The organism is Afipia sp. GW822-FHT04G07 (genome assembly GCF_058800765.1).
The window spans coordinates 2,629,036-2,645,717 of sequence record NZ_JBXAMP010000001.1 but is presented as its reverse complement, the minus strand read 5'-3'; the positions used below and the strand labels follow the sequence as shown (position 1 = coordinate 2,645,717).

Sequence of the window (16,682 nt, the reverse complement as noted above, 5' to 3'; positions counted from 1 at the left end):
TGGTTTTGGTGTACTCAAAATCGGAAAAATCCGACTTGCCACTGGAATGTTGCATGAACGCCGCCGCCAACGCCAATCTGTTTTCCCGCCTGTTCGACGGGCTCTCCGACACCGGCAGGCTTGCCATCGAGACCGCTGACGGGGCGCGCATCAGCTATGCCGACCTGATCGCGCAGGCGGGCCGTGTCGCGAATGTGATCGTGGCGCGCGGCGTGAAGCCGGGTGATCGTGTTGCAGCGCAAACCGAAAAGTCGGTCGAGGCGCTGGTGCTGTATCTGGCGACGGTGCGCGCGGGCGCGGTGTTCCTGCCGCTCAACACCGCCTATACGCTCAACGAGCTTGATTACTTCATCGGCGACGCCGAGCCGTCATTGATCGTGTGCGATCCGTCGAAGGCCGACGGCATCCGCACGCTGGCCGCAAAAGTCGGCGCGCAGGTCGAGACGCTCGATGCCGACGGCAAGGGATCGCTGACGATGGCAGCGTCAGGCGCAAGCGCGGAGTTCAAAACCGTTGCGCGCGCGGGCGACGATCTCGCCGCCATTCTCTACACGTCGGGCACCACGGGCCGCTCGAAAGGCGCGATGCTGACCCACGACAACCTGGCGTCGAATTCGCTGTCGCTGGTGGAGTACTGGCGCTTCACCAAAGACGACGTGCTGATCCACGCGCTGCCGATCTATCACACGCATGGATTATTCGTGGCGAGCAACGTCACGCTGTTCGCGCGCGCGGCGATGATCTTCCTGCCGAAGCTCGATCCCGAACTGATCATCAAGCTGATGGCGCGCGCCACCGTGCTGATGGGCGTGCCGACCTTCTACACGCGCCTCCTGCAAAGCCCGAACCTCTCCAAAGATTCCACGTCGCACATGCGGCTGTTTATTTCGGGCTCCGCGCCGCTGCTGGCGGAGACCCATCGCGAATGGTCGGCGCGCACGGGTCACGCGGTGCTCGAGCGCTACGGCATGACCGAAACCAACATGAATACATCGAACCCTTACGACGGCGACCGCGTCCCGGGCGCGGTGGGCTTTCCGCTGCCGGGCGTGACGGTGCGTGTCACCGATCCGGAAACCGGCAAGGAGCTTGCGCGCGATTCCATCGGCATGATCGAGGTCAAGGGCCCGAACGTATTCAAGGGCTATTGGCGGATGCCGGAGAAAACCAAGGAGGAGCTGCGCGCCGATGGTTTCTTCATCACCGGCGACCTCGGCAAGATCGACCCGCGCGGCTATGTCCACATCATCGGGCGCGGCAAGGACCTCGTGATCTCCGGCGGCTTCAATGTCTATCCGAAGGAAGTCGAGAACGAGATCGACGCCATTCCCGGCGTCACCGAGTCCGCCGTGATCGGCGTGCCGCATGCGGACTTTGGCGAAGGCGTCACCGCCGTCGTGGTCGGTGACAAGAAAACCCCGCTTGACGAGGCCAAAGTGCTGCACGCGCTCGACGGGCGGCTGGCGAAATTCAAGATGCCGAAGCGCGTGATCTTCGTTGACGATCTGCCGCGCAACACCATGGGCAAGGTGCAGAAGAACGTGCTGCGCGATGCCTATGCGGGGATTTACAAGAAGTAGCGGCGTTGCCGCTCAATACCCCGTCGCGAGACTGACGACGAACCGCGACGACACGATCAGCAGATAAATCCCGAACGCCATTTCGAGTTTGCGCTTGGTCATCAGATGCGCGACGCGCACGCCGAGCGGCGCGACCAGCAGGCTTGTCGGCATTACCAGCAACGCGCCGATGATCGAGATGTATCCGATCGCGAATGGCAGTTGCAGCGCGGTCACTTCCGGAAAGCGCGACGCCGCGGGCCAGCCCGCGTAGATGTAGCCGAGCGCGCCGGGAATCGAGATCAGCACCGCAAGGCCCGCCGAGGTGCCGATCGCCTGATGGATCGGGCGGCCGTAAAACGTCATCAGCAAATTCGAAAACAGCCCGCCGCCGATTCCCATCAGCGTCGAGAGCAGGCCGATGAAGAAGCCATAGGCGCGCATGAAAATGCCTTTCGGCATTTCATCGCCCAGCCGCCAGCTCTCCTTGCCGAGCAGCAGCCGCGCGGCCGCCGTCCAGGCGACGCAGACGAACACCACCTTGAACAGCTTCTCCGGCGCGTAGCGCGCGATCACGCTGCCGAGAATGACGCCGAGCAGCACCGGCAGTGCCCATTTCAGCAGGATGTCCATGTCGACGCTGCCGCGTTTACGGTGGGCCTGCCATGAGTGGATCGACGTCGGGATGATGATGGCGAGCGAAGTGCCGATGCAAAGCGGCATCCGGGCGTCGAGCGGAACGCCGGCGATACGGAAACATTCGTAGAGCACCGGAACCAGCACCGCGCCGCCGCCGATGCCGAAAATGCCGGCAAGAAATCCCGCCAGCGCGCCGGTCGCGATCAACAGGACCGCAAGCTCGAGCAGTTCCGAGACATTCAGGCCGGATATCATCATCGAGCGCCCCCAAATCGACGCAGCCAGTTGGGCTCAAAGCGCCTGCAAGACAAGGTGAAAGACAAGCTGAATCCGGCTTCAGAAACGATGAGCTGCGTCGCGTCCGTGGCATACATAAACTGCGTATACCAGAAGCGCCAGAAGCGAAAAACAAATGAATGATTTATGGTTCATTTGTTGTTCAGTTCTGCGTTGCGCTCATTCCTGCGACTCCGTAAATAGAAAACCTCTAACCAACGATCCCGCATAAAAAGTCGGCAACGCCTGCTTGCCGCAAACCGTTAAAGTCGCCCATGGCTCCCAGGATCGACCGCCCGCTTTCGCCTTTCATGACCTACCGCTGGACGCTGACGATGGCGATGTCCATCGTTCATCGCATCACCGGCATCGCGCTTTACGCCGGCACGTTGCTGATGGCGTGGTGGCTGATCGCAACGGCATCAGGGCCCGGCGCCTACGCCAATATTCAAGGTTTCACGTCGAGTTGGATCGGGCGCGTCATCGTGTTCGGATACACTTGGGCGCTGCTGCATCACATGCTGAGCGGCATCCGTCATTTCGTCTGGGATCTCGGCTACGGCTTCGGCCCGAACGAGCGCGAGTGGCTCACCCGCGCCGCCCTGATCGGATCCATCACCCTGACCATCCTCGTCTGGATCGTGGCCTACATGGTGGGAGGCGGACGATGAGCGCCGACATGTCGAAGTCCTCACCTTCCGTCCGCACGGCGCTCAAGCGCGTCCGCGGTCTCGGCGCGGCCCATCACGGCACCTCGGATTTTTTCCGCCAGCGCGTCACGGCGGTGGCGATGGTGCTGCTGTTCGTGCCGGTGATCGTCGTGATCCTGTCGCTGCTCGGCCGCAACCAGGCGGGTGCTGCGCAGATTCTCGGGTCGCCGCTGGTCGCCATCATCATGATCCTCTTCATCATCGCCAGCGTCTGGCACATGAAGATCGGCATGCAGGTGGTGCTGGAAGATTACGTCACCGACGAGAAGATCAAGCTGGCCGCGATCATCGCCAACAATTTCTTCTCCGCTGCGGTCGGCCTCGCGTCGATCTACGCGATTATCAAACTGTCATCTGGAGTTTAGCCCATGGCGTCGAACGGCCAGAGCGCGCCCGCCACCAACGGCAAGGTCAATGGGTCGGCCTATCCCATCGAAGACCATACCTATGACGTGATCGTCGTCGGCGCCGGCGGCGCAGGGCTGCGCGCGGTGGTTGGTTGCTCGGAAGCGGGCCTGCGCACGGCGTGCATTACCAAGGTTTTCCCGACGCGTTCTCACACCGTCGCCGCACAGGGCGGCATCTCCGCCTCGCTCGGCAACATGCACAAGGACGACTGGCGCTGGCACATGTACGACACCGTGAAGGGGTCGGACTGGCTCGGCGATCAGGACTCCATCGAATACATGGTGCGCAACGCGCCGGAAGCCGTCTACGAACTCGAGCACTGGGGCGTGCCGTTCTCGCGCACCGAAGACGGCAAGATCTATCAGCGCCCGTTCGGCGGCATGACGCTGGACTACGGCAAGGGCCAGGCGCAGCGCACCTGCGCCGCCGCCGACCGCACCGGCCACGCCATGCTGCACACCATGTACGGCCAGGCGCTGCGCCACGCGGCGGAATTCTTCATCGAGTTCTTCGCCATCGATCTCATCATGGACGACCAGGGCGTCTGCCGCGGCGTGATCGCGCTCAAGCTCGACGACGGCACGATCCACCGTTTCCGCGCCCAGACGACTATTTTGGCCACTGGCGGCTATGGCCGCGCCTATGCGTCGTGCACCTCGGCGCACACCTGCACCGGCGACGGCGGCGCGATGGTGCTGCGTTCGGGCCTGCCGTTGCAGGACATGGAGTTCGTGCAATTCCATCCGACCGGCATCTACGGTTCGGGCTGTCTGGTCACCGAAGGCGCGCGCGGCGAGGGCGGCTATCTCGTCAACTCCGAGGGCGAGCGCTTCATGGAGCGCTATGCGCCCTCCGCCAAGGATCTGGCGTCGCGCGACGTCGTCTCGCGGGCGATGACCATTGAAATCCGCGAAGGCCGCGGCGTCGGCAAGAAGAAGGATCACATCTACCTTCATCTCGACCATCTCGATCCGAAGATTTTGCACGAACGCCTGCCCGGCATTTCGGAATCGGCGAAGATCTTCGCGGGCGTCGATGTGACGCGCGAGCCGATCCCGATGATCCCGACCGTGCATTACAACATGGGCGGCATTCCCACGAACTATCACGCCGAAGTCCTGACCAAGAAGGACGGCGACGACAACGCGGTGGTGCCGGGCCTGATGGCGATCGGCGAAGCCGCTTGCGTCTCGGTGCACGGCGCGAATCGTCTCGGCTCCAACTCGCTGATCGATCTCGTGGTGTTCGGCCGCGCCGCGGCCTTGCGCTGCGCCGACAAGCTGACGCCGAACGCCTCGCAGCCGGATCTGCCCGCGAACTCCGCGGACCTCGCGCTCGGCCGGCTTGACCATTATCGCCATGCGTCCGGCGGCACGCCGACCGCGAAGCTGCGCGATAACATGCAGCATGTGATGCAGAACAACTGCGCGGTGTTCCGCACCGGCGACGTGCTGCGCGAAGGCTCCGACCTGATCCACAAGGTGCATGGCGGCATCGGCGACATTTCCGTCGCTGACCGCTCGCTGGTGTGGAATTCGGACCTGATGGAAACGCTCGAGTTCGACAACCTGATCGTGCAGGCCGTGGTGACGATGGATTCCGCCGCCAACCGCACCGAAAGCCGCGGCGCGCACGCCCGCGAGGATTTCGCCGACCGCGACGACGTCAACTGGATGAAGCACACGCTGTCGTGGATCGACGACAAGGGCAATTCCAAGATCGATTATCGCCCGGTGCATGACTACACGATGACCAACGACGTTCAGTACATTCCGCCGAAAGCGCGCGTGTACTGATCGCTGCCGAGAACGAATTAGCGAAGGCTTGAAAGCATGGTTCAGTTCACACTGCCGAAGAATTCCACGATCAGCGGCGGCAAGGAATGGCCGAAGCCGGCCGGCGCCGCGCCCGCGCAGTTGCGCGAGTACAAGATCTATCGCTGGAATCCGGACGACGGCAAGAACCCGAGCACCGACACCTATTACGTCGACACCGCCGATTGCGGGCCGATGGTTCTCGATGGCCTGATCTGGATCAAGAACAACATCGATCCCACGCTGACCTTCCGCCGCTCCTGCCGCGAAGGCGTCTGCGGCTCCTGCGCCATGAACATCGACGGCGCGAACACGCTGGCCTGCACCAAGTCGATGCACGACGTCGATAACGGCTCCGTCAATATCAAGCCGCTGCCGCATCAGCCGGTGGTGAAGGATCTGGTTCCGGATCTCACCAATTTCTATGCGCAGTACGCCTCCATCGAACCGTGGCTGCACACCACATCGCCGACCCCGCAGAAGGAATGGAAGCAGTCGCCGGAAGACCGCGCCAAGCTCGACGGTCTCTACGAGTGCATTCTCTGCGCCTGCTGCTCGACCTCGTGCCCGAGCTACTGGTGGAACAGCGATCGCTTTTTGGGACCGGCAGCGCTGCTGGCCGCCGACCGCTGGGTCAAGGATTCGCGCGACGAAGCCACCGGCGAACGCCTCGACAATCTGGAAGATCCGTTCCGGCTTTATCGCTGCCACACCATCATGAATTGCGCCAAGGCCTGCCCGAAGGGACTGAACCCGTCGGAAGCCATCGCCGATCTCAAGCTGAAGATGGTCGAACGGCAGGTCTGATCAACTTAAAGTCTGATCTGCGGCATGATCGCTATTCAGGAAATGGCCTGTCCGGAAGTCCGGGCGGGCCATTTTCTTATCTGGCGCGCCTCTCACAAGACCTGTGAGATTTTGTAGGCCACGGCACCCTCGACCAGATAGCCGGTGCCGATGCAGACGATGTCGTTCAGCCACGCATATTGTTTTGCGCCGGTCTCGAACAGCGGGTTGGTTCTGAAGTAGTAGCGCGCGGGATCGATCTGCAACCGCTTGACCGGATCGGCCATGTCCGCGCGCAACTCCGGTGGCGTGATCCAGCGTCCGCCATAGGTCATGTGGATTAGCGCATCGTCATGGGTGCGCAGCGTCAGCCGCACATCCAGTGCCATCCCGCCATCGGGACGAAACAATGCCCAGTCGCCGCCGCCTGCGATCACGTCGCCGTGCAGCCTGTCGCCCGAGAACGATCCGCCTGCTGCGCCGTAAAGAATCCGGCGGCCGAACGGGCCTTCGCCGATGTTCAGGCGTGGATTGAGATCGATGACGATGTCGAACAGCGGCGCGGTCTTGATGTCGCCGACGATTTTCACGCGCGGGTCGGAAGCCATGGTCTGCGGTCCTTATGGAATTGAAAACGATGTCGCCCTGACATGACCGGAATCGCTATTTAGTCGTATCCGATCCAATCGGAAGCGCCGTAAAAAGGCGAACATGGCTGCCGCGCGTTTGATCTTCGCGCGGATTCTCGATGGATTGCCGCAGGATGGACGTCACCACACGCATCGACATCATGAACTGGCTCGCGTCCGCCGGCCTCTCGGGTCTGGCGGAGGCGGATCTCGTTCGCGGATTCCATCAGGGCCAAGGGACAGGTCGCCTCCGCCTCCGAGCGGTATCTGCAAAAACCCGTTCCAAAAACACCGCCCAAAAACCCGCCCAAAAACCCGCCCGAGAACTCTTGAATGAGTTCTTGAAACCGGCGGTTACTCGCGCGATGACTGCCGCATGAGCAACACCCAGGACACAGACCAGAAGCCGTTCGGCGCCTACGCCCCCAACGCGATGCAGCGCGCGGTGATCGCCGCCGCGCACGGGTCGGGCCTGAAGCGCGGCGCGTTCCGGCCTTGGCTGTCGCGGCTGGTCAGTCTGCTTGGCGACGGACCGATCGACGCCACCTATCAGGGCGCGTCGTTCCGGCTGCATCATCTGGCCAGCGGCACCGAACGCGGCGCGCTGTTCAATCCCGATTACAATCTGCCAGAGCTGGATTTCCTGCGCGAGTATGCGCCGCCGGGCGGCGTGTTCGTTGATGTCGGCGCCAATGTCGGCACCTATGCGGTGGCGCTGGCGAAGCATGTGGGCGCGAACGGCCGCGTCATTGCCATCGAGCCGCTGCCGAGCGCGAGTGCGCGGCTTGCCTTCAACGCGCAGGCCTCGCAATTGACGAACCTCACGCTGGTGAGAGCGGCGGCGGGCGATACCGAGGGCGTTTTGAAAATCGAGACCGACGGCGGCAATCTCGGCGCGAGCCATGTCTCGATCACCGGCGACGTCGAGGTGCCCGCGCACCGGCTGCTGACGGTTTTGACCGATGCCGGCATCGATCATGTCGATGCGCTCAAGATCGATGTTGAAGGCTATGAGGATCGCGTGCTGACGCCGTTCTTCCGCGACGCGCCGCAATCGCTGTGGCCGCGCGCTGTCGCCATCGAACATCTGGAACGGAAAGACTGGCAGACCGATTGCATTAGAGACATGGAAGCGCGCGGCTATGCCATTGCCGGCAAGACCCGCAGCAACACGCTGCTGGTGCGGAGATAGCACGGACTCCTGCCTCGTCATTGCGAGGAGCACTTGCGACGAAGCAATCCAGCTTTCGTTATTTCCAAACGTGGATTGCTTCGCTTCGCTCGCAATGACGTAACGGGCAGCCGGGTTTCGTTGCCAGGTTACTTGAACGCCGGCAGAACGAAGATCGCGACATTGACCGCCATCGCGGCGGCGAACACCAGCGACCGCGCGGTCGGCTGGTTGAAGATGTACAAGAGCGCGTGCGCGATCCGCAGCAGCACGTAAATCACCGCAAGCACATTCACCGCGTAAATCTGCGCGCCCATGGTGAGTGCGATCACCACCGCGACGGCGAAAAACGGAAAGCTCTCAAGGCCGTTCTGGTGCGCGGCATAGGCGCGCCGGTGTTTCGGCGGAAGGTTGTCGTAGTCCTCGCGCGGATATCGGTTGTCGCTGGGGGCGCCGAGCTTGGCGTATTTGCCCAGCGCATAAGGCAGCAGCGCCGCGATCAGGACGCACCAGTAAGCGAGCGGCATCGGATATTTCCCCAAAGTCGTATTTCGCCACTTTCCGTGGCTTTTCGTCACGCTGTCAATATGCGGCAAACCCGCACCGATCATCCTGCCCGCGACGGAACATAGCTTTCCTTGATCCGTTGTCTCATTCAATCGATGAGAGGTCGCGATGTGATGCAGGTGCCTGAAAACCCAGGCGTGGGCGATCCGCCGGAAATTCAGCCGCCGACGCCGGGTATTCCCGACGAGCCTCCGGTGGAAAATCCGCCCGGCAACCCTCGGCCGGAAATTCCGCCGGTCATCGACGATCCGGCCGATCCCAAGTCACCGCGCGAGCTTCCGCCGAACTCGCCTGACGAAGTACCGGTTCATGGTCCCGACGGTCCGCGCACGCCTTATCCCGCCAACGATCCCGGGATCGTCGATTTACCCGGCTCCGATCCCGACGTGAATCCTGGTGCACCGCAACTGCCGCCGGGACGATGTAGATTTTTCGCGTCTTCGATTAACGTGCATTCATTCTCGCGTGCCGATTCGCGTGCGAAATCAAAATAGTTGGCGCGTTGACGCGCTTCGCCACATTGCTGCCGCCTAATCACTATCGGCTGACTGCGACCACATTCACGCGACGGAGAACAGCCGCACCGGCTGCCCGGTTTCTTCTCATCTCGACTCTCACTCATCTCGACTCTCGCCTATCTCGATTTTCTTCTTACCCCGAAGGTCTCCATGAAGAACATTCGACTCATTCTGCTGACGACGACTGCCATCGCCGCCATTCAGGTTTCGCAGCTTCCGGCTCACGCCGAGACGTCGTCATTCGTCGTCGCGCAAGCCGCCGCTCCGGCGGATCCGAACGCACCGAAGGCACCGCCGAAAGCCGCACCGCCCGCGCCTCCGAAGGCTGCGCCAGCGCCACCGCCTGCTGCTCCGAAAGCAGCTCCGCCGCCGCCGCCACCGCCGAGGGCTGCACCTCCACCTCCGCCGCCGGCTGCACCGCGCGCAGCGCCCCCACCTCCGCCCGCACCGCCGAAGGCAGCACCTCCACCGCCGCCCGCGCCGCCGAGGGCTGCGCCACCGCCGCCGCCTGCTGCGCCAAAGGCCGCACCTCCTCCACCTCCTGCGCCACCGAAGGCTGCTCCGCCTCCGCCGCCGGCTGCACCGAAGGCAGCACCTCCGCCGCCTCCAGCCGCTGCGCCCAAGGCAGCGCCACCGCCGCCGCCACCACCACCTGCGGCCGCTCCGAAAGCAGCACCAGCGCCCACACCTGCGCCGACGCCACCGGCTGCCGCACCCAGGGAAGCTCCGAAGGAAGCGCCTAAGGCTGCGCCGAACGGCGCGCCCGCGCCATCGACTGCGACTCCGCCAGCCGCAACTCCGCCGGCCGGTGCGCCTTCGACAGCACCTGGAGCGCCGCGTCCGCCGAATGCACCTCCGGTCGCGCCGGGCGTGCGTGACGTGACGCCGCCGCGCCCCACCGATGGCGCGCGTCCAGCGGCACCGGGAACGCCTCCTGCTGCGACGACAACACCGCCTGCTACGCCGGGCGCAACACCTGCGCCGGGAACGCCTCCTGCCGCGGCCATACCTCCTGCGACGCCGGGCGCTGCTCCCGCCGCGCCGGGCCAGCCGCCCGCAATGGGAACGGATGGACGCCGCGGCCAGCGTCAGGGACCGCCGCCGGGAATGCCCGCGGGCACACCGGCCGCACCGGCGGTCGCGCCTGTCGCCGCACCGTTGCCCGCCGCGCCTGCGGTTCAGGCGACGCCAATCCCGGTGCAGCAGCCGGGTGCGCGTCCAGCCGGACGCGTGGATGATCTCCGCGGCCAGCGTCAGCAGACCACGGAAGGCGGACGCACGGTCATCCGCGAACCCGGACGTGTGATCATCCAGGATCCGAACGGACAGTCGTTCGTGCGTCACAATGACGTCGATCGTTTCCGTTACGGCGCGCGCGACGTGCGCGTCACTCGCGACGGCAACGACACGCGAACCGTCGTGGTGCGTCCGGACGGTTCGCAGATCATCACCATCAATGACGAGCGTGGTGGTCTGCTCCGGCGTATCCGCCGCGGTCCGGATGGACGCGAGATCATCATCATAGACAACCGTTCCCGCGGACCCGGCTTCGGTGCCGGTCTCGCCGCCGGTGTGGTTGCCGGCGCCATCGGCGGCTACTTCGTCTCGCTGCCGCCGCCGGTGCTGCGCATTCCGCAGAACCGCTACATCGTCGATGCCGACGATGCGCCGCCGGATCTGATCTACGACACGATGATCGCGCCTCCGGTGGAGCGGATCGAACGGCCTTACTCGCTCGACGAAATCCGCTACAGCCCGTCGGTGCGTCAGCGCATGCCGAGTATCGATCTCGACAGCATCAACTTCGAAACCGGGTCGTGGGAGATTCCGCCGGATCAGGCCGCGAAGCTGCAGGTCATCGCCGACGGCATCAACCGCGCCATCCAGCGCAATCCGCAGACGGTGTTCCTGATCGAGGGTCACACCGACGCGGTCGGCAACGACGTCGACAACCTGTCGCTGTCGGATCGCCGCGCCGAGTCGGCCGCAACGCTGCTGACTCAGCAGTTCGGCGTGCCCGCGGAAAACCTCACGTCGCAGGGTTACGGCGAGCAGTACCTGAAGATCCCGACCGACGGACCGGAACGCCGCAACCGCCGCGTCACGGTGCGCAACATCACGCCGCTGCTCAACGGCGGTCAGGCGTCGCTGCCGGCACCGCCTCCGGGCACCGCGCCGCCGCGTCGCTAAGGCGAGGTGTACACATCAATGCAAACGGCCGGGAAATTTCCCGGCCGTTTTTATTTTGCGATGCTTGCTTGTTGTGACTGCGTCTGCACCCACGATGTCGTCCCCGCTTTCGCGGGGACGACGCAGAAGACAGGGCGGCCATCACTCAAAAAATTCAGATGCGCAGAGGTTCAGACGCGCTTGATTTCCGACGGCGCGATCAGATTCACTTTTCCCGCCACATCGCCCTTCATGCGCAGCCAGAAACCGCGTTGCAGATAGCCCTCGATCTGATCCTCGCGGGCCGACAGCTGGTTCTTCGCATGATGCTTCACGTCGCCCAGCGCAGGGTCCGCCACGCGGTAGAGTCCATTGGGATAGCGGTGAGGGGAGAATATCTCCCCGTCCGGCGCGATGTGCTCCCAGCCCATGTTCTACCAGCCTATGTGCAATCCCGTTTCCGCGCGTTTCAGCTTTTGTCGCTGTCGAGCCTGGGGATGTGAGAGCCTTCGCCGGCCGACAGCAAGCCGGTCTTTGTGTAGAGATTCAGTTTGCCGCGCGTATCGGAAATATCGAGGTTGCGCATGGTCAACTGGCCGATGCGGTCGCCCGGCGTGAACGGCGCGTCCTCGACCTTCTCCATGCTCAGCCGCTCCGGCGCATAGGTCAGGTTGGGACTCTCGGTGTTCATGATCGAGTAGTCGTTGCCGCGGCGCAGTTCGAGCGTCACCTCGCCGGTGATCGCGCGCGCCACCCAGCGCTGCGCCGTCTCGCGCAGCATCAGGGCCTGCGAATCGAACCACCGCCCCTGATAGAGCAAGCGGCCAAGCCGCATGCCGCTGATCCGGTATTGCTCGATGGTGTCTTCGTTGTGGATGCCGGTGACGAGACGTTCGTAGGCGATGTGCAGCAACGCCATGCCCGGCGCCTCGTAGATACCGCGGCTCTTCGCTTCGATGATCCGGTTCTCGATCTGGTCGCTCATGCCGAGGCCATGCCGACCGCCGATGGCATTGGCTTCAAGAAACAGATCGACGGAATTTGCGAAAGCCTCACCGTTCAGCGCAACAGGCTGACCTTCCACAAAACTTATGGAGACCTTCTCGGCCTTGACGGCGCAGTCGTCACGCCAGAACGGAACGCCCATGATCGGATTGACGATCTTGATGCCGCTGTCGAGGTGTTCGAGATCCTTGGCCTCATGCGTCGCGCCGAGAAGATTGCTGTCGGTCGAGTACGCTTTTTCGGCGCTCATCTTGTAGGCGAAACCATGCTTGGTCATGAACGCCGACATTTCCGCGCGGCCGCCCAGCTCGTCGATGAATTGATCGTCGAGCCACGGTTTGTAGATCTTCAGGTCCGGATTGGTCAGCAGTCCGTAGCGATAGAACCGCTCGATATCGTTGCCCTTGTAAGTCGAGCCGTCGCCCCAGATGTTGACGCCGTCTTCCTTCATGGCCGAGACCAGCATCGTGCCGGTCACGGCGCGGCCGAGCGGCGTGGTGTTGAAGTAGGCGATGCCGCCGGTCGAGACGTGGAAGGCGCCCGATTGAATCGCGGCAATGCCTTCGTGAACCAGTTGCGTCCGGCAATCCACGAGGCGCGCTTTCTCCGCGCCGAACTCCATGGCCTTGCGTGGAATCTCGTCGTAGTCGGCCTCGTCGGGCTGGCCCAGATTGGCGGTATAGGCAAAGACGCGGGCGCCTTTCTGCTTCATCCAAAGCAGCGCCGCGCTGGTGTCGAGCCCGCCCGAAAAAGCGATGCCGACATTTTCTCCCTTGGGGAGGCTCTTCAGAATCGTACTCATGGAACGTCCATTCAATGGGCCGCGGCCGGGATCGGCTTTCTATAGAAAGATTGGGGGGCGATGGGAAGGCCGCCGATATTGGCTGCTTTCGCTCTGCCGGTTAAGGCCGCAGCACCGAGGGCGCGTCCTGAGCCGGCGTTTCCGCGCCCGGCCGCAATCGCGGCGCGTCGCCCACATCGCGGCCGAGGCGCTTTTGCATCCAGCGGTAGCCCGGCCACGCAAACCGGGTGAGCCACGCATCGACGCCGTAGTCGGACAGCCGCGTCGAGGGCCAGCGATAGATCAGGGCGTAGGCCAGCCAGACCACGAGAAACGCAACGCTGCCTGAGAACAGCACGTCGGTCAGGAAGTGTCCGCCGAACGCCATCCGCAATCCGCCCGTGGCAAGGCCGAATGCGGTCGCCGCGACGTAAGCTGCGGGACGCCAGGCCGGTGGCGTCAGCGCTGCGGGCGCATAGGTCCAGAACGCAGTCACGCCTTCGCCGGAAAAGAACGAGCAGTTTTTCGGACACGCGCCGCGCGGGTCCCACCACGGCACGAAGTCGAGCTTGCCCGCGAACTCCGTCACGGTGACGGGACGCGGACGGCCCCAGTATCCCTTGAACACGATGTTCGACAGCACGATCGCCGACAGCAGCATCGTCACCAGCAGGAACGTCATCGCGCGGCCGGACATCATCAGCGGCTTCACCGGCCGCACCAGCTTGACGACGAGGGCGACAATGGACGGGATGACGAACGCCCATGCGATCCACATCGCGCCGTCGCGCGCGATCATCGCCCACGTCACCGTCTTCAATGGAAAGGTCTTGGCCGTCGCGTCGTAGAAATACGCCGCGGCTTTCAGATCGAGTTCGGGATAGAGCCCGAACAGCAATCCGAAAACGAGCGACAATCCAAGCGCGATAAAGAGGCCGGTACGGTTCATGGCCGGTGTTTAGCCGAGGCGATCAATGATGAAAAGCGGTGCATTCGCCGCAATCGCGCAGACCCTAACGTCAGCGCGGGATCGGCGGCAGGGACGGCGGTGGCGCTGACGGCAGCGAACGGCACGCGCCCGCGTTGCGGCCTGCGATCATCCAGTAGATCACTCCGCCGAGAATGCCCGCGCCGACCATGACTTCGAGATGCCGGCGCACGATGCCGTTGAACGTCATGTTCACGGTGTCGAACGGAATGAAGCCGAGATAGCACAGCAGGCCCGCGATGCCGCCCGCGACCGCGTAGGCGAGGATGTGCCGGATCGAAAACGCCTCGGTGACCAGCGCGATCACGAGCGCCGGCAGCAGCGCGAAACCGCTGACCAGCATGAAGCCGAACCCGAGCACCAGATTGATCGCGCCCTGATCGACATCGAGCGAGACGTCGTTCATCTCCGGAAAGAAGATCGCGTACAGCACGACCGCGCCGGCCACGAAGCAGGCGAGGAGAAAGCCGAAGAAGATTGCGAACAGTCGTCCGATCACGGCCATGGAATTAATCCGTCATCGCCATCGCGCGCAGCGCCTGACGTTCGCGCGCCGAGAGTTTTTCTGTCTCAGACTTCAACTGCCCGCAGGCGGCGAGAATATCGCGTCCGCGCGGCGTGCGCACCGGCGACGAATAGCCGGCGTTGAAAACATACTCGGAGAACTTCTCGATCTGGTCCCAGTCCGAGCACTCATATTTGGTGCCGGGCCACGGATTGAACGGAATGAGATTGATCTTGGCCGGGATGCCCTTGAGCAGCTTCACCAGCAGCTTCGCGTCATCCAGCGAATCGTTGACGCCCTTCAGCATCACATACTCGAAGGTGATGCGGCGCGAATTGGACGAGCCGGGATAGGCACGGCAGGCGTCCAGCAATTCCTTGATGTTGTACTTCTTGTTCAGCGGCACCAGCTCGTCGCGCAATTCGTCGCGCACCGCATGCAGCGAGATCGCGAGCATCACGCCGATCTCATCGCCCGTGCGCGCGATGTTCGGCACCACGCCCGATGTGGAGAGCGTGATGCGGCGGCGGGAAATGCCGATGCCTTCGTTGTCGGAAACAATCAGCAGCGCGTCGCGCACCGCTTCGAAATTGTACAGCGGCTCGCCCATGCCCATCATCACCACGTTGGTGACGAGGCGGTTGCCGTTCGGCGTCTCGCGGTCGATCCAGTCGTTGAGACGATCCCGCGCCACCATCACCTGTCCGGCGATTTCGCCCGCGGTGAGATTGCGCACCAGCCGCTGCGTGCCGGTGTGACAGAACGTGCAGTTCAGCGTGCAGCCGACCTGCGACGACACACAAAGAGTTCCGCGATCGGTTTCGGGAATGTAGACGCACTCGACCTCATGCGGGCGCTCGGAGGCGTGACCGCTCGGCAGCCGCAGCAGCCACTTGCGCGTGCCGTCGTTCGAGATCTGTTCGGCGACGACCTCGGGCCGGTCCACGGTGTAATGCTGTTCGAGTTGCGCGCGCATGTCTTTCGACACGTTGGTCATGTCGGCGAAGGTCTGCGCGCCGCGCACATACATCCAGTGCCAGAGTTGCTGCACGCGCATCTTGCGCTGACCCGGTGCCACGCCGATGTCGCCGAGACGTTCCGCCAGTTCCTCGCGCGACAGCCCGACCAGCGACGGCTTGGCCGGTGGCACGTAGGTTTCAAGGGCGGTCTTTTCGAGGACGCCCAACTCCGGGACGCCTGAGGCTTCGGTGATCGTCATATCGATACGTGTCTCGGGAAAATTGCAGCGGCAAGGCCGGGCGCGACGGAACCCAAAGCCCCGTGACCCGCTATATAGAGCCTCTATCCGGCAATTGCGACCGTCTTTAGCGCTTGCACTCCTGCGCCAGCTTGTCCAGCGCCTGCGACAGGCCCTTCAGCGGGAACGTGTCGGTGGTCTCGGTGCCCTTGGCGGAGGTGCCCTTGACCACCGCGTCGGCACCCTTGCGCAGCGCCTCCACCAGACGGTCTTCCTCGGCGGCGTTCTTGATCCAGAGCCCGTCGCCCTGGGTGTACATCGCATAACGCGCGCCGCCGACCTCAACCGATCCTTCGGAGCCCGGCTTCAGCGTGTAGCCGATCATGATCGAGACTTCGTTCGACACCTTCTCGCCGGGGCGCGTCGAAATGAAAGCATAGGACGGATCGCGCGGCCGGTTCGGCGGATTGGTTTTCGATGACGCGGGCTTGGCGAGCGCGAAGCAGACTTTCTTGCCGTTCGGTGTCGCGGTGTAGGCGCCCCAGGTGCCGAACTGGCCGATCAGCGAAGGCTCGGCATTGCCGGCGGCCGCGGGTGCAGGCTTCGCGGGCGCGCTCTTCGCAGAGGATTTTGCGGGCGCAGGCGCTGCCTTCGGCGCGGGTTTCGCGGACTTGCTCTGCGGGGTTTGTGCGGAGGCGGCAAATGCAAAGCCGAAAACCGGCAGGGCCGCCACGAAAACAATCAACGTTCGCTGCAAGGACATCACCGGAACTGGTTCCTTCAATATTGTGACTGGAAGATGGCTCGCCATTCCGTGGGGATGTGCAATAGACCCCAAACCGCTTGTTGGAAAGTTAACCTTCGCCGCAACGCTTTGTCGCAACCGCGACTTTGCATCCATGCGGACGGAGCGGTCCCGCTCAGGACAACAGCTTTTCAAACATAGTTCGGTGCCGCAA

Annotated in this window: 19 protein-coding genes; 9 read left to right on the top strand and 10 right to left on the bottom strand. The window is 63.4% G+C overall.

Annotated features, from left to right (window positions below; all coding sequences use genetic code 11):
- The first annotated feature begins 53 nt into the window (after window positions 1-53).
- Complete coding sequence (locus tag AC1RKJ_RS12925) at window positions 54-1,580, top strand: malonate--CoA ligase (protein WP_492791357.1); 1,527 nt, start codon at window positions 54-56, stop codon at window positions 1,578-1,580.
- A gap of 12 nt (window positions 1,581-1,592) precedes the next feature.
- On the opposite strand, the gene AC1RKJ_RS12920 is transcribed toward AC1RKJ_RS12925, so the two are convergent.
- The gene (locus AC1RKJ_RS12920) at window positions 1,593-2,453 is read right to left on the bottom strand and encodes a sulfite exporter TauE/SafE family protein (RefSeq protein ID WP_492792728.1); all 861 of its coding nucleotides are present in this window, start codon (window positions 2,451-2,453) and stop codon (window positions 1,593-1,595) included.
- 296 nt (window positions 2,454-2,749) lie between these two features.
- On the opposite strand from AC1RKJ_RS12920, the gene sdhC reads away from it, so the two are divergent.
- The 4 genes from sdhC to AC1RKJ_RS12900 are packed head-to-tail and all read left to right on the top strand — an operon-like array spanning window position 2,750 to window position 6,213.
- Entirely contained in the window at window positions 2,750-3,145 is a 396-nt protein-coding gene (gene sdhC / locus AC1RKJ_RS12915) for a succinate dehydrogenase, cytochrome b556 subunit (protein ID WP_492791356.1), read from the top strand.
- Entirely contained in the window at window positions 3,142-3,549 is a 408-nt protein-coding gene (sdhD, locus tag AC1RKJ_RS12910; protein WP_492791355.1) for a succinate dehydrogenase, hydrophobic membrane anchor protein, read from the top strand. The genes sdhC and sdhD overlap by 4 nt, the downstream gene beginning before the upstream one ends.
- 3 nt (window positions 3,550-3,552) lie before the next feature.
- Window positions 3,553-5,388 carry a succinate dehydrogenase flavoprotein subunit gene (sdhA, locus tag AC1RKJ_RS12905; protein WP_492791354.1) on the top strand — a complete coding sequence of 612 codons (1,836 nt, stop codon included), beginning with the start codon at window positions 3,553-3,555 and terminating at the stop codon, window positions 5,386-5,388.
- 36 nt (window positions 5,389-5,424) lie between these two features.
- On the top strand, window positions 5,425-6,213 hold the full coding sequence (locus AC1RKJ_RS12900; RefSeq protein WP_492791353.1) for a succinate dehydrogenase iron-sulfur subunit: 789 nt from the start codon (window positions 5,425-5,427) through the stop codon (window positions 6,211-6,213).
- A 92-nt stretch (window positions 6,214-6,305) separates the two neighbouring features.
- On the opposite strand, the gene AC1RKJ_RS12895 is transcribed toward AC1RKJ_RS12900, so the two are convergent.
- Window positions 6,306-6,800 (bottom strand): DUF3237 domain-containing protein, encoded by a 495-nt coding sequence (locus tag AC1RKJ_RS12895; RefSeq protein ID WP_492791352.1) that lies wholly within the window; start codon window positions 6,798-6,800, stop codon window positions 6,306-6,308.
- A 155-nt stretch (window positions 6,801-6,955) separates the two neighbouring features.
- Here AC1RKJ_RS12895 and AC1RKJ_RS12890 point away from each other — a divergent pair, with 155 nt between their 5' ends.
- Together AC1RKJ_RS12890 and AC1RKJ_RS12885 are read left to right on the top strand one after the other, a co-directional pair.
- A complete protein-coding gene (locus tag AC1RKJ_RS12890) occupies window positions 6,956-7,201 on the top strand; it encodes a hypothetical protein (protein WP_492791351.1) in 246 nt (81 codons plus the stop codon).
- A complete protein-coding gene (locus AC1RKJ_RS12885; protein WP_492791350.1) occupies window positions 7,198-8,013 on the top strand; it encodes an FkbM family methyltransferase in 816 nt (271 codons plus the stop codon). Before AC1RKJ_RS12890 ends, AC1RKJ_RS12885 begins: the two co-directional genes overlap by 4 nt.
- 128 nt (window positions 8,014-8,141) lie before the next feature.
- Here AC1RKJ_RS12885 and AC1RKJ_RS12880 read toward each other — a convergent pair whose 3' ends face one another.
- Window positions 8,142-8,519 carry an MAPEG family protein gene (locus AC1RKJ_RS12880; protein ID WP_492791349.1) on the bottom strand — a complete coding sequence of 126 codons (378 nt, stop codon included), beginning with the start codon at window positions 8,517-8,519 and terminating at the stop codon, window positions 8,142-8,144.
- Between the two features lie 159 nt (window positions 8,520-8,678).
- Here AC1RKJ_RS12880 and AC1RKJ_RS12875 point away from each other — a divergent pair, with 159 nt between their 5' ends.
- A complete protein-coding gene (locus tag AC1RKJ_RS12875) occupies window positions 8,679-9,053 on the top strand; it encodes a hypothetical protein (RefSeq protein WP_492791348.1) in 375 nt (124 codons plus the stop codon).
- A 190-nt stretch (window positions 9,054-9,243) separates the two neighbouring features.
- On the opposite strand, the gene AC1RKJ_RS12870 is transcribed toward AC1RKJ_RS12875, so the two are convergent.
- Complete coding sequence (locus AC1RKJ_RS12870) at window positions 9,244-9,792, bottom strand: hypothetical protein (protein WP_492791347.1); 549 nt, start codon at window positions 9,790-9,792, stop codon at window positions 9,244-9,246.
- Window positions 9,793-9,956: 164 nt separating this feature from the next.
- On the opposite strand from AC1RKJ_RS12870, the gene AC1RKJ_RS12865 reads away from it, so the two are divergent.
- Window positions 9,957-11,267, top strand: coding sequence for an OmpA family protein (locus AC1RKJ_RS12865; RefSeq protein ID WP_492791346.1), 1,311 nt, complete (start codon window positions 9,957-9,959; stop codon window positions 11,265-11,267).
- Window positions 11,268-11,437: 170 nt separating this feature from the next.
- On the opposite strand, the gene AC1RKJ_RS12860 is transcribed toward AC1RKJ_RS12865, so the two are convergent.
- From AC1RKJ_RS12860 to AC1RKJ_RS12835, 6 genes are all read right to left on the bottom strand, one after another.
- A complete protein-coding gene (locus AC1RKJ_RS12860) occupies window positions 11,438-11,677 on the bottom strand; it encodes a hypothetical protein (RefSeq protein ID WP_492791345.1) in 240 nt (79 codons plus the stop codon).
- Window positions 11,678-11,715: 38 nt separating this feature from the next.
- The gene (gene argG, locus AC1RKJ_RS12855; RefSeq protein ID WP_492791344.1) at window positions 11,716-13,053 is read right to left on the bottom strand and encodes an argininosuccinate synthase; all 1,338 of its coding nucleotides are present in this window, start codon (window positions 13,051-13,053) and stop codon (window positions 11,716-11,718) included.
- A 100-nt stretch (window positions 13,054-13,153) separates the two neighbouring features.
- The gene (locus AC1RKJ_RS12850; RefSeq protein ID WP_492791343.1) at window positions 13,154-13,981 is read right to left on the bottom strand and encodes a phosphatase PAP2 family protein; all 828 of its coding nucleotides are present in this window, start codon (window positions 13,979-13,981) and stop codon (window positions 13,154-13,156) included.
- 70 nt (window positions 13,982-14,051) lie between these two features.
- Window positions 14,052-14,525 carry a hypothetical protein gene (locus AC1RKJ_RS12845; RefSeq protein ID WP_492791342.1) on the bottom strand — a complete coding sequence of 158 codons (474 nt, stop codon included), beginning with the start codon at window positions 14,523-14,525 and terminating at the stop codon, window positions 14,052-14,054.
- Between the two features lie 4 nt (window positions 14,526-14,529).
- Window positions 14,530-15,744: a dual-specificity RNA methyltransferase RlmN gene (gene rlmN / locus AC1RKJ_RS12840; RefSeq protein WP_492791341.1), complete on the bottom strand. Its 1,215-nt coding sequence runs from the start codon at window positions 15,742-15,744 to the stop codon at window positions 14,530-14,532.
- A gap of 106 nt (window positions 15,745-15,850) precedes the next feature.
- Complete coding sequence (locus AC1RKJ_RS12835; protein ID WP_492791340.1) at window positions 15,851-16,486, bottom strand: invasion associated locus B family protein; 636 nt, start codon at window positions 16,484-16,486, stop codon at window positions 15,851-15,853.
- Between the last annotated feature and the right edge of the window lie 196 nt (window positions 16,487-16,682).

Bases quoted from the DNA above. Each gene is read 5' to 3' on its own strand.
- AC1RKJ_RS12925 (WP_492791357.1), top strand. From the start codon at position 54: ATGAACGCCGCCGCCAACGCCAATCTGTTTTCCCGCCTGTTCGACGGG.
- AC1RKJ_RS12920 (WP_492792728.1), bottom strand. From the start codon at position 2,453: ATGATATCCGGCCTGAATGTCTCGGAACTGCTCGAGCTTGCGGTCCTG.
- sdhC (WP_492791356.1), top strand. From the start codon at position 2,750: ATGGCTCCCAGGATCGACCGCCCGCTTTCGCCTTTCATGACCTACCGC.
- sdhD (WP_492791355.1), top strand. From the start codon at position 3,142: ATGAGCGCCGACATGTCGAAGTCCTCACCTTCCGTCCGCACGGCGCTC.
- sdhA (WP_492791354.1), top strand. From the start codon at position 3,553: ATGGCGTCGAACGGCCAGAGCGCGCCCGCCACCAACGGCAAGGTCAAT.
- AC1RKJ_RS12900 (WP_492791353.1), top strand. From the start codon at position 5,425: ATGGTTCAGTTCACACTGCCGAAGAATTCCACGATCAGCGGCGGCAAG.
- AC1RKJ_RS12895 (WP_492791352.1), bottom strand. From the start codon at position 6,800: ATGGCTTCCGACCCGCGCGTGAAAATCGTCGGCGACATCAAGACCGCG.
- AC1RKJ_RS12890 (WP_492791351.1), top strand. From the start codon at position 6,956: ATGGACGTCACCACACGCATCGACATCATGAACTGGCTCGCGTCCGCC.
- AC1RKJ_RS12885 (WP_492791350.1), top strand. From the start codon at position 7,198: ATGAGCAACACCCAGGACACAGACCAGAAGCCGTTCGGCGCCTACGCC.
- AC1RKJ_RS12880 (WP_492791349.1), bottom strand. From the start codon at position 8,519: ATGCCGCTCGCTTACTGGTGCGTCCTGATCGCGGCGCTGCTGCCTTAT.
- AC1RKJ_RS12860 (WP_492791345.1), bottom strand. From the start codon at position 11,677: ATGGGCTGGGAGCACATCGCGCCGGACGGGGAGATATTCTCCCCTCAC.
- argG (WP_492791344.1), bottom strand. From the start codon at position 13,053: ATGAGTACGATTCTGAAGAGCCTCCCCAAGGGAGAAAATGTCGGCATC.
- AC1RKJ_RS12850 (WP_492791343.1), bottom strand. From the start codon at position 13,981: ATGAACCGTACCGGCCTCTTTATCGCGCTTGGATTGTCGCTCGTTTTC.
- AC1RKJ_RS12845 (WP_492791342.1), bottom strand. From the start codon at position 14,525: ATGGCCGTGATCGGACGACTGTTCGCAATCTTCTTCGGCTTTCTCCTC.
- rlmN (WP_492791341.1), bottom strand. From the start codon at position 15,744: ATGACGATCACCGAAGCCTCAGGCGTCCCGGAGTTGGGCGTCCTCGAA.
- AC1RKJ_RS12835 (WP_492791340.1), bottom strand. From the start codon at position 16,486: ATGTCCTTGCAGCGAACGTTGATTGTTTTCGTGGCGGCCCTGCCGGTT.